The organism is Bacillus sp. BD48 (genome assembly GCF_046566805.1).
GTDB lineage: Bacteria > Bacillota > Bacilli > Bacillales > Bacillaceae > Bacillus > Bacillus safensis.
The window spans coordinates 945,859-956,241 of sequence record NZ_JANGFM010000002.1 but is presented as its reverse complement, the minus strand read 5'-3'; the positions used below and the strand labels follow the sequence as shown (position 1 = coordinate 956,241).

Genomic DNA, 10,383 nt, shown 5'->3' with positions numbered 1-10,383 from the left:
AGGTTACCCACGTGTTACTCACCCGTCCGCCGCTAACATCCGGGAGCAAGCTCCCTTCTGTCCGCTCGACTTGCATGTATTAGGCACGCCGCCAGCGTTCGTCCTGAGCCAGGATCAAACTCTCCGAGGTATGCAGGATGCATATCACACATGCATTGCTACACGATGTAGCGAACTTAGCATGTGATCATTTCCTGCCTCGCCAGTTTGACTGACTACCTATGAAGTATCATAGGATTTTTTTATAAAAACTCGAATTAACAGGTACGTTTTGTCTTGTTTAGTTTTCAAAGATCATCTTCGTCGTCTCTCAGAGGCGACTTTATTAATATAACATTCTATCAAGATAAAGTCAACAACTTTTTTCTCAATGTTATTTATCAACCGCGCTGTTTCAGCGGCGAATACAAATATAACACCTTTTAAAAGAAGAAACAAGTATTTTTTCTAAATAATTTATTTTTCCTGATCTCTTCCTATATATTCGTACAAAAAGGGCTTAACTCCGTAATTCACTATTGTTGATCCTGTAGGTCTTTAGTATATTTATAATAGATTGAAACTAAATAACCGCAGGGGGAGCTTTGTGCTGAGAGTGAACAATTCGTTGTTCTGACCCTTTGAACCTGTCAGTTAATACTGAAGTAGGAATGTGGAATCACTTGCATACATAGTATTCAAGCCGATATGTTTTTCTATGAATCACATACTCATCCTGACATGGTCTCTCCTTGCACAATTCGTGAAAAGGGGATTTTTTTATGCAGCAATCAAATCAATTAGTACGACTGATGGAGATCGCCATCATGACTTCTCTTGCACTTGTTTTAGATTATTTATCCGGTCTCTTTTTAAGAATGCCGAATGGAGGTTCTCTTGCACTGATTATGATTCCTGTCATTCTCATGTCTATTAGATGGGGGATATCTACTGGATTTATTATTGGTGTGTTAATCGCAGGTCTTCAGCTGATGAATAGTCCGATCATCGCTACACCTGTTCAAGGATTCCTCGATTACTTCGTTGCGTCTGTCGTCATTTCTTTAAGCGGCTTGTTTTCTGGAGTGATCAAAAAAGCCATTCAGGATCAAAAGCGAAAACAGCAATTCATCTATATTACCTTAGCTGTTTTTGTTGCTAGTTTCTTCAGGCTGCTGACGTTCTTTATTTCTGGCGTCGTTTTCTTTTCTCAATATGCACCGAAAGGAACACCAGGATGGGTCTACTCTTTAATTTATAACAGTACATATATGGTTCCTTCATTTATTATTTGCAGTATCGTTCTTTGTATACTCATCCCAAGTGCATCCCGTTTGGTTTTTCCTCGTCAAAAATAACCGGCTGATTACAGCTGGTTATTTTTTTATGCATAATTTGCCGCTCTATGGAATCTATTAATAATAGAAGATTTCATGCTGGAGGTACGACAATGAGCCCTTACTCCATTATGCTTTGCTGTTATATTCTCAGTCTTGCTTATTATTTGGCAGGTTTCTATGAAGCTTTAAAAATAGCAGGCGTGAAAGGAAAAGTAGAAGCTTCACCGTTTATTTCTTACATGTTGCTTGCTGTACTTTTCACTTTTTTCTCTCATTATTATTGGAAGCTGACGATTTAATTTGTTGTACATGGTTATTCAATATAGACAGCTCCCACCCATACCCTATTTCATTATGGTTCTCGCCAGCCAGCTCGAACTGGCTGGTAACGACAAAACTAGGTTGAAGCTTTTGATAAAATTGTTTTGCCGAATTTTGTTCAAACACCCATAGCATCAACCTCTGATACCCTTTTTCTATTAAATAATCCACCCCTTTTGCAATTAAAGCAATACCCGTACCTGATTTCTGTTTCTCTTGTAATAAATAGATGGCATAAAGCTCTCCATCATATGTAGAATAACGTTCGTCACGTTGTTTTCCGAAAGAAGCAAAACCAAATACGCCATCCGCATCTTCTGCGACAAATGTGCCTTCAAGTGATCTTCTTCTCCAGCTCTCTTCTCGATCTTCTATATTTAAACCATCCAAATAATCCTGATTAATAATGCCTTGATAAGTCGTCTGCCAGCTTTTCACATGAATTTCGGCTATTTGTGGAATATCTTGATGTACAGCATGTCTCACCTTCATCCGCGCCACTCCTTTTAGTTTTTTCACCCTATCTTCATTATGATAAATTCCTATTATGTAAAATTCAATGACCGACGTTTTGTCAGCATACCTTTTAATGATTACAGAAAAAAGTGACACCTTCTGATAGAAGGTGCCTTTTGATTTTATTCTTCTATTTGACGATCAGCGATTTCTTTTTTTCTTGGTTGTTTGATTTCGTTTGTCAGCTCTTGAATGCTTTGCTTCACATTGCCTTTGCCAGAAAAGTTCTCAATAATTTCTTTCACATCAATTCCAGAGGATGCTTTCAGGCTTTCTTGAAGACTGGACATGAGATTTGTGGCATAGCCTGTGACTTTATTGGCACCGCTGCCTTCCCCATTACCGCCCGTATCCACAACAGTAATTTTATCAATGTTAGAAAGTGGTGCAGATACTTGCTTCGCATATTCAGGTAGCATTTTCACAATCATATCAAGAATCGCTGCCTGACCATACTGTTCGAATGCTTCCGCAATTTTCTCTTTCGCTTCAGCTTCTGCAAGTCCTTTTAGTCTAATGACTTCTGCTTCTGTTTCCCCTTTCGCACGATCCGCTTCTGCTTTGGCAAGCCCGTCAATACGGACTTTTTCAGCTTCTGCTTTGGCCATTGCTTCAATACTGTATTTCTTCGCATCTGCTTCAGCAAGACGTTTCGCTTTTTCCGCCGCAGCCGACTGCTCAACAGCATAACGGTCCGCATCTGCTTTCTTTTTCACTTCAGAATCGTATTGACGTTCACGACGCTGAATCTCTTTTTCTTCTAATTCGATTTGCTTCTGACGCTCAATGATTTTGACTTGCATTTCTTGTTCAGTTACGTGCTGACGGTTTCGAGCTGTTTCTAGATCGTACGCTTGGTCAGCACTTGCTTTCGCTGTATCCTGTTCACGTCTGAATTCTGCTCTTTTCAGCTCATTGATCTTTTCTGCTTCAGCGATTTCAGTAGCACGCTCAAGCTCAGATTTCTTCGCATCTTTATCTGCTTCGGCACGTTTGATACGTGTTTCTTTATCTGCTTCAGCTGTTGCAATATCTGCATCACGTTTTACTTGAGCAATTCTTGGTTTACCTAGAGATTCTAAATAGCCATTTTTATCACGAACATCTTTAATCGTAAACGAGACAATGACAAGACCCATTTTCGCTAAATCTTGAGAAGCGACACGTTGTACTTCTTGTGAGAATTTCTCTCTGTTTTTATAAATCTCTTCAACTGTCATTGATCCTAAGATTGAACGAAGGTGGCCTTCTAATACTTCTCTCGCTTCGTTTTCGCGGTCTTCTTTTGTTTTCCCTAAAAACTGCTCTGCAGCAGTCGCGATTTCTTCAATCGATCCGCCAATTTTAATGATGGCTGTTCCGTCCGCCATGACTGGTACACCTTGTTCGGTATAAACTTCAGGTGTTGAAACATCTAGCTTGCTAGATAGTAAGCTGAGCGGCTCTGCTTGTTGAAAGACTGGAAGTACAAAGGTACCGCCGCCTCTCACAATCTTAATCTTGTTTCCACCTTCATCCACGTGGACATTTTTACTTCCTAGATAACTTCCTGTGACGATTAATGCTTCATCTGGACCTGCTGTCCGGTATTTAGAAACAAATACACCAATAAGTGCAATAAGAATCACGAGCACAATTCCAATGATCACTAAAATAGTTGTTCCTGGCATAGCATTCCCTCCTAGATTTCTTCATTTGGTATAACAGATAAGACGCCTTTGTTCACTTCGACAACTAGCACACGGGTTCCATATGGAATCTCCTCTTGGTCGAAACTGACAGCTGGCTTTGAGATTTTCCCGCTATTACTGATTAACAGTACTTCTCCAAACCCGTCTTTTGGAACAGATACAATGATCTCCCCAGTTCTTCCTTTTAAATCGGCCTCCGTATAAGAGAGAGATTCTTCAGCAGAGGAAAGCGGGACTAGTACAAATACATTCAAACAGGTCACAAGGATCACTGCGAGGATGGCAGATAAGACTGCGCCAAGTCCACTTCCGACAATTGCTGTTTTTTCAGAGATAAACCCTCCAGCCGAGAAAAAGGTAAGAAATGCGAGGATCAATGTTGGTTGAAGGAATGGAACAGGGATCGCTTCAAACAATCCATCAAATACATCGCCGAAAAAGACGAAAACAAGTGTCAGGATTCCTGATATCATTAATATGTATAAATACAGCGTCTGAAGAGGCAGCCCGAACACATCCATCTTCCTCACCCTTTCTTCATGAAATGAACATCTTTTGTTTCATTTAGACCACACTCACCTCCAATGTATTCCTTCTAACAGGTAATACGAACCACTTTTGTAAAGGTTTCATATTTCATCACAATTCTTCAAAGGGATTTTCGGATAGCTCAAGAATGATTGTCATGTACCATTATGTTAAAATTTGATCTTGAGGTGATGAAGAAAATGAGTTTATTACATGATGCAAGACAAGAATTGTGGCACGAGCTGCAAGGTTTGAGCGAAGAACAATTGAACCAAAAATTATCTGATGATACTTGGAGTATTCAAGAGGTAACAGATCATTTAAAGAAAATGGACCTAGTTGCAGCAAAACATCTAGCTGCTGAGGGAAAAAAGGCGCCGATCAAAGAATATGAACCAAAGCCAGTAGAAATGGCAGAGGATCGTTCAAAAAAAGCCACTGCGCCTAGTATCGTTGCGCCCGATCGCAAGCATGTGACACCTACACATTTAAAGGATGAGCTCGATACAGCACGTGAGAAGCTCAATCAAATTTTATCAACATTTACTGAGGAAGATTTCAAACGCGTCATTGCACACCCTGTGTTTGAAGAGCTGTCCCTTAAGCAATATCTTGATTTTATCGGCGCACACGAAAAACGCCATATTCATCAAATCAAAGAAATTAAAGAGCAACTATAGACATAAAAAAGACTCCCTTATGGGAGCCTTTTTTCATTATTATACCGTTTTAGGTGTTAACTCAAAGCAGCGAGCATAAATCCAGTTGTACGCTTTTTCGTTTAAATCTCTTGGGTTTCCAACTGTTTGCGGGTCTTTCATCGCTTCTTTAGATAAACGATCAATCATATCTTTTGATACACCTTGTTCTTCTAATGAAGGAACTTCTAAATCTTCTACTAAATCATACATCCAATTCACAGCTGCTTTGGCTGCTTCCTCTGTTGACATTCTGCTTGTATCAATACCAAACGCTTGCGCAATTCGAGCGAATTTTTCCGGATACCCTTTCCAGTTATACTCCATCACTGGTCCCATCATCGCTGCAACACACTGACCGTGCGCGACAGGAATAATGCCTCCGAGTGTTTGACTCATCGCATGTGCAGCTCCTGCTGATTCACTTCCATAAGAAAGCCCGGCAAGCATCGCAGCTTGTGCCATTCCATATCTGGCTTCTAAGTCCTCGCCATCAGCAAAGGCACGGCGAATATAATGAGCAGCATATTCAATCGCCATGAGCGCTACCGCATCTGTAATGGGCTGAGCAAATTTCATCGTATAGCATTCAATGGCGTGAGCAAGCGCGTCAATTCCAGTCATTGCAGTCACGTGAGGCGGCATGGATACATGAAGCTCTGGGTCAATCACTGTTAGATGAGCTGCAATGAGAGGACCACCTGTATTGAATTTGAATTCTCTTTCTTCATCAGTAATGACCGCCCACTGCGTTACCTCTGAACCTGTGCCAGCTGTTGTCGGAATAGTGGTTAAAGGCGGAATTCTATTTTCAAGCGGTTTTTTCCCCTCTGCTGCTTCGTAATCAAGGACTGAGCCTTCATGAGTCGCCTCTACTCCGATTGCCTTTGCTGTATCCATTGAACTGCCGCCGCCTACTGCGACTAATCCATTACAGCCTTCTTTTTCATATAAAGCAGATCCTTCGTTCACTAGACGGACTGGCGGATTTGGCTCTACTTTATCAAATAGAACGACATCGATTTGCGCTTCTTTTAATGAAGCAATTACTGGGTCCACCACGCCGGCTTGATAAATACCAGGGTCTGTTACAAGCAATACCTTTGAAACGCCGTATGCTTTCACTTCTTCCCCAACATGTTTCACTGCACCAATGCCGTGTTTGATGACAGTTGGAATTTCAAATGTATGAAATTTCTGCATGCTTTCAATTTTCATATTTAGTGTCATATAGAATCTCCTCCAAATGCGTAATTTTTATTTAAACCAATGAACCGCTTCAGGTTTTGTATTTCGATATAAATGCTTCAGCTCAGTATATTCCTCAAGTCCCGTGCGTCCTAATTCGCGCCCAATGCCTGATTGCTTATAGCCACCCCAAGGTGCTTGAGCGAAATAAGGATGGAAGTCATTGATCCAAACCGTGCCCAATCTTAATTGTCGAGCCACTCTTTCGGCTTTGCTAATATCAGAAGACCACACAGCTCCTGCTAATCCATAAATCGTATCATTTGCCAGCTTGATAACTTCTTCCTCTGTACGGAAGGATTCGACTGTCAGGACGGGTCCAAAGACTTCTTCCTGTACAATCCGCATATCTGACGTGCAGCCTGAGAAAATGGTCGGCAAGTAGAAGAACCCCTTTTGCAGCTCCTCTGCGTCAGGTCTTTTTCCGCCTGTCTCTAACTTAGCGCCTTCTTCTATACCGATGCTGACGTATTTTTCTACTTTTTCTCGATGCTCAGCTGAGATGAGCGGCCCGCTCTGGGTATCTTCATCAAAGCCGCTGCCCAGCTTGATTTTTTTCGTACGCTTCACCAGTTCTTCTAAAAATTCATCATGAATAGATTCTTCCACTAGCAAACGTGAACCTGCTGAACATACTTGCCCTGCATGGAAAAACACAGCATTCATTGCCTGGTCAACCGCTACGTCTAAATCAGCATCTTGAAACACAATATTCGGATTCTTTCCGCCAAGCTCAAGGGCTATTTTTTTCACATTCCCGCTGGCTCCCTGCATAATTTTCTTACCTGTTTCAATCCCGCCTGTAAATGAAATCAGATCTACTTGATCATTCACAGCAAGCTCATCTCCAACCGTTGCCCCCGGTCCTAGCACTAGGTTTGCAACGCCTGCTGGAACGCCCGCTTCTTCTATGAGTTTAAATACTTTTATCGTGGTGAGTGGTGTGATTTCACTTGGCTTTAGAACGATTGTATTTCCCGCCGCAAGAGCAGGAGCGATTTTCCAGCTTGCTTGAAGCAATGGATAGTTCCAAGGAGTGATTTGTCCGCATACACCGACAGGCTCTCTGACCAATTCACTTTTCGAGTTTGGAATTGGTGATGCAATGATTTCCCCGCCAGCTTTATCAGCCAGACCTGCGTAATATTGGAACACGTTCGCAATATCGTCCATATCTGCTTTGCTTTCCTCTAATGTTTTGCCTGTATCAAGCGATTCCAATTTGGCTAGTTCATCAAGATCACGTCTAATCAATTCAGCTATCTTAAACACAATATTTCCTCTTTCAAGTCCAGGCAGGTTTGCCCAGTCCCCTTGATCGAAGGCTTTTCTCGCTGCTTTAATGGCTAGCTGTGCGTCATTTCTAGATCCTTCGCTGACTGTCGCGATCACTTCTTGATTGAACGGATTGATGATATCCCGTGTGTCGGTACTTTTAGCGCCAACCCATTGTCCGTCTATAAATAGCGTTTGACTCATAGAAGGAACCTCCTCTGATTCTCTTTGGTAAGTTTGTTAAATAAAAATTTAACGTTTTGAACATAATTAACTTATCATGTTCAAATTTTTCTGTCAAAAGGAGATATGCTTCATTTATTTTGACATTTTGTATTCTTTCGTTAACATATAGTCCATAAAGATTTTTTTGAACGTATTGAATTCTCTTAATAGAAAGCAGGGACAAGATGAAAAAGCAGGAACAGGCGCAAGCAGAAGATCGTATTTTGGCTGCTAAAGATCTAGTCATTGATTCCATAGCCGAAACGATGGATCTCTATGGCATTACACGAAGTGCAGGTATTCTATATGGGACGATGTATTTAAATGAGGAAATGACACTGGATGAAATGCGTGAAGAGCTGCAAATGAGTAAGCCGAGTATGAGCACAGGTGTGAAAAAGCTGCAAGACATGAATATTGTCAAAAAGACGTTTCACCGGGGCCGAAGAAAACACAGCTTTGTTGCGGAAAAAGACTTTTTTAAGTTTTTCACGAACTTCTTTCCGCAAAAATGGGAACGTGAGGTCGAGGTCAATTTAGCGGCAATTGAAGAAGCGCAAGAGCGGCTTCAAGAGGTGGCGCATGATGATCAGCTCGAGGAACATGTAAAAGAGGAAGCGCAGCAGCTCATTGAGCAGCTTGAAAGCTCAAAAGCCTATTATGACTGGCTGAGACGATTAGCCCATTCAGTTCATTCTGGTGAAATTTTTGACTATATTCCAATTGAGCAGAAAGAAAAATAGACGATGTGTTTACGTTTTACAGCTTGAATTTCACAGGAGGATTGATTATAATAAATTATGTCGTCATACCTCGGGGCATTAGCTCAGCTGGGAGAGCGCTACGCTGGCAGCGTAGAGGTCAGCGGTTCGATCCCGCTATGCTCCATACGAAAAACCATTCTTGAAAAATCAAGAATGGTTTTTTTATGTACATATCTCTTATGTTTGTTCTTTGTTTTTCGGATTCTTAATAAATTTATGATGCGGTATGTAATCACAGAAAGATAAGTTAGGATGAGAATGATTGTATAGGACACAGGAAAACCGCTCGTCATTCCGTGATAAATGAAATAGATGAGCAACGCTGACAATATGATGATCTGGAACAGTTCTTTTTTCATTTTTCTCTCCTCTCATGATAGTGATTTGGTTGATTACACCACATGTGATGTAATTTTTTGTTAGCTATCAGCAAGGAAGCATTTCCTCACTTGCTGATAGCTCTTTTTATAGATCGTCACTTCTTCAGCAATTGTTCGATTTTGTTCTTCGTCTTCGGTCCGTAAATTCCATCTGCAGCTAAGCCGTTCATGAGCTGGAACCGCTTGACCGCGTTCGCCGTTTTCGGTCCATAATAGCCGTCAATCCCGTTGTTTTTTGCCCCTTTGTCTGGGTAAAAATAGAGGGAAGATAAGGCTTTTTGCACGGCTGTGACTTGAGGGCCTTTTGTTAACGGCTTGGTTACTTTTAAAATGCCAGACGGCAGGTTTAACGATTTCTGTTTGGAAGCGGGTGCTTTGTGGCTCAAGCTTTCTGCCTGAACTGGTTTTCTTGTGCTTTTGCTGCCGGTATGCGCTGTGGCTATGCCAGCTTTAAACTGATCCCACCGTCCGAGAAGTTTCCTTGGACACTCTTTCCCGCTCCAATGTTTATGAGGCACTACATTTGATAAAGGAATCCCCAAATCTCCTATCAGCTTGCGAATGAGCCATTGGGCATTTTCGACTGCTTGTTCAAAGTTACCGTCTGCATTTTCACAAATTTCAATTCCAATTGACTTCATATTGCCGGTGCCTCTGCCATCCCCTGCGTGCCAGCCGTTTTCGTTTAACGGTAAATGCTGATAAATCACCTGATCATCAACGGTGTAATGCCAGCTGACCCCAGTACTCGAACGTGCAACAAACACTGCATGACTGGCCGCATTTGCACCTTTTGCACTGTTTGACGTATTATGCACCGTAATATAGAGCGGCTTCATCGTGTTTCCTGGTCTGTTGCGATGTTGTTTTGGGATGAATGCTTGAATGATTTTCATCATGTTGTTTCTCCTTCAAGTATTATTTTGTTAGCCCTCTTTGTTTCAGAGCATCTTTTTGTAATTGACCTTTGTAGGTCACATAATTGTTTTTAAACCAAGCTATTACTGCTGTGACCATAGTGAAAATCGTAGAACCTGCCACATAAAGTGCCTCACCAGCGGTTTGTACTTGCTCCTCACTAATCGGCAGCACCGTCTGTCCAAACATGACAAGCGTTTGATTAATCAGAGCAATAAAAAGAAGCACTGTGCGAATCACAGTGCCTTTGTCAAATGTTTTCATGACATTTACCTCCTATTTTAAATTCCGTTCAATTTTGTCGAGCTTATCGATCACAACGTCATACTTTTCACTAAACTTTGCTAACACATCATTTTGCGCCTCGATTTGCTCATTGAGCTTGTTTTCTCTTTCCTTTGTTGTGTTTAATACGTAAAACAGCACCCAACAAAACAACACCGCAAACGGTCCTTGTGTCATTAAATATTGAGTCAAATCCATTTCCACTGCACTCACCT

11 protein-coding genes, 1 tRNA gene, 1 rRNA gene and 1 riboswitch are annotated in these 10,383 nt (G+C 41.4%); of the genes, 4 read left to right on the top strand and 9 right to left on the bottom strand.

Annotated elements, in window-relative coordinates; translation table 11 throughout:
• Positions 1-130 (bottom strand): 16S ribosomal RNA (locus ACLGGR_RS09885); the annotation flags it as partial.
• Positions 131-565: 435 nt separating this feature from the next.
• Positions 566-668, top strand: a riboswitch (TPP riboswitch).
• Positions 669-761: 93 nt separating this feature from the next.
• Here ACLGGR_RS09885 and thiT point away from each other — a divergent pair.
• A complete protein-coding gene (gene thiT / locus ACLGGR_RS09880; protein ID WP_251215791.1) occupies positions 762-1,337 on the top strand; it encodes an energy-coupled thiamine transporter ThiT in 576 nt (191 codons plus the stop codon).
• Between the two features lie 240 nt (positions 1,338-1,577).
• Here thiT and ACLGGR_RS09875 read toward each other — a convergent pair whose 3' ends face one another.
• From ACLGGR_RS09875 to ACLGGR_RS09865, 3 genes are all read right to left on the bottom strand, one after another.
• Entirely contained in the window at positions 1,578-2,132 is a 555-nt protein-coding gene (locus ACLGGR_RS09875; protein ID WP_410972971.1) for a GNAT family N-acetyltransferase, read from the bottom strand.
• 146 nt (positions 2,133-2,278) lie between these two features.
• Positions 2,279-3,826, bottom strand: a complete 1,548-nt coding sequence (gene floT, locus ACLGGR_RS09870) for a flotillin lipid rafts scaffold protein FloT (protein WP_024423234.1) — start codon at positions 3,824-3,826, stop codon at positions 2,279-2,281.
• Positions 3,827-3,837: 11 nt separating this feature from the next.
• Complete coding sequence (locus ACLGGR_RS09865; protein ID WP_034284306.1) at positions 3,838-4,368, bottom strand: NfeD family membrane protein; 531 nt, start codon at positions 4,366-4,368, stop codon at positions 3,838-3,840.
• 207 nt (positions 4,369-4,575) lie between these two features.
• Here ACLGGR_RS09865 and ACLGGR_RS09860 point away from each other — a divergent pair, with 207 nt between their 5' ends.
• Positions 4,576-5,055: a DinB family protein gene (locus ACLGGR_RS09860; protein ID WP_189310216.1), complete on the top strand. Its 480-nt coding sequence runs from the start codon at positions 4,576-4,578 to the stop codon at positions 5,053-5,055.
• Between the two features lie 39 nt (positions 5,056-5,094).
• On the opposite strand, the gene gbsB is transcribed toward ACLGGR_RS09860, so the two are convergent.
• Positions 5,095-6,303, bottom strand: a complete 1,209-nt coding sequence (gbsB, locus tag ACLGGR_RS09855; RefSeq protein ID WP_048237229.1) for a choline dehydrogenase — start codon at positions 6,301-6,303, stop codon at positions 5,095-5,097.
• A 27-nt stretch (positions 6,304-6,330) separates the two neighbouring features.
• Complete coding sequence (gene betB, locus ACLGGR_RS09850; RefSeq protein WP_410972970.1) at positions 6,331-7,800, bottom strand: betaine-aldehyde dehydrogenase; 1,470 nt, start codon at positions 7,798-7,800, stop codon at positions 6,331-6,333.
• 206 nt (positions 7,801-8,006) lie between these two features.
• Between betB and gbsR the strand changes: the two genes are divergently transcribed.
• On the top strand, positions 8,007-8,564 hold the full coding sequence (gene gbsR, locus ACLGGR_RS09845) for a transcriptional regulator GbsR (RefSeq protein WP_142945031.1): 558 nt from the start codon (positions 8,007-8,009) through the stop codon (positions 8,562-8,564).
• Positions 8,565-8,636: 72 nt separating this feature from the next.
• Positions 8,637-8,709: transfer RNA gene (locus ACLGGR_RS09840), tRNA-Ala, on the top strand.
• Between the two features lie 351 nt (positions 8,710-9,060).
• On the opposite strand, the gene ACLGGR_RS09835 is transcribed toward ACLGGR_RS09840, so the two are convergent.
• Genes ACLGGR_RS09835 through ACLGGR_RS09825 form a run of 3 tightly spaced genes read right to left on the bottom strand, consistent with a single transcriptional unit; the run spans position 9,061 to position 10,372 of the window.
• Entirely contained in the window at positions 9,061-9,864 is an 804-nt protein-coding gene (locus tag ACLGGR_RS09835) for a peptidoglycan recognition protein family protein (protein WP_410972969.1), read from the bottom strand.
• 19 nt (positions 9,865-9,883) lie between these two features.
• Positions 9,884-10,147, bottom strand: a complete 264-nt coding sequence (locus ACLGGR_RS09830) for a phage holin (protein WP_019743388.1) — start codon at positions 10,145-10,147, stop codon at positions 9,884-9,886.
• A gap of 12 nt (positions 10,148-10,159) precedes the next feature.
• Entirely contained in the window at positions 10,160-10,372 is a 213-nt protein-coding gene (locus ACLGGR_RS09825) for a BhlA/UviB family holin-like peptide (RefSeq protein ID WP_008344062.1), read from the bottom strand.
• Between the last annotated feature and the right edge of the window lie 11 nt (positions 10,373-10,383).

Coding starts and splice junctions, on each gene's coding strand:
- thiT (WP_251215791.1), top strand. CDS start 762: ATGCAGCAATCAAATCAATTAGTACGACTGATGGAGATCGCCATCATG.
- ACLGGR_RS09875 (WP_410972971.1), bottom strand. CDS start 2,132: ATGAAGGTGAGACATGCTGTACATCAAGATATTCCACAAATAGCCGAA.
- floT (WP_024423234.1), bottom strand. CDS start 3,826: ATGCCAGGAACAACTATTTTAGTGATCATTGGAATTGTGCTCGTGATT.
- ACLGGR_RS09865 (WP_034284306.1), bottom strand. CDS start 4,368: ATGGATGTGTTCGGGCTGCCTCTTCAGACGCTGTATTTATACATATTA.
- ACLGGR_RS09860 (WP_189310216.1), top strand. CDS start 4,576: ATGAGTTTATTACATGATGCAAGACAAGAATTGTGGCACGAGCTGCAA.
- gbsB (WP_048237229.1), bottom strand. CDS start 6,303: ATGACACTAAATATGAAAATTGAAAGCATGCAGAAATTTCATACATTT.
- betB (WP_410972970.1), bottom strand. CDS start 7,800: ATGAGTCAAACGCTATTTATAGACGGACAATGGGTTGGCGCTAAAAGT.
- gbsR (WP_142945031.1), top strand. CDS start 8,007: ATGAAAAAGCAGGAACAGGCGCAAGCAGAAGATCGTATTTTGGCTGCT.
- ACLGGR_RS09835 (WP_410972969.1), bottom strand. CDS start 9,864: ATGATGAAAATCATTCAAGCATTCATCCCAAAACAACATCGCAACAGA.
- ACLGGR_RS09830 (WP_019743388.1), bottom strand. CDS start 10,147: ATGAAAACATTTGACAAAGGCACTGTGATTCGCACAGTGCTTCTTTTT.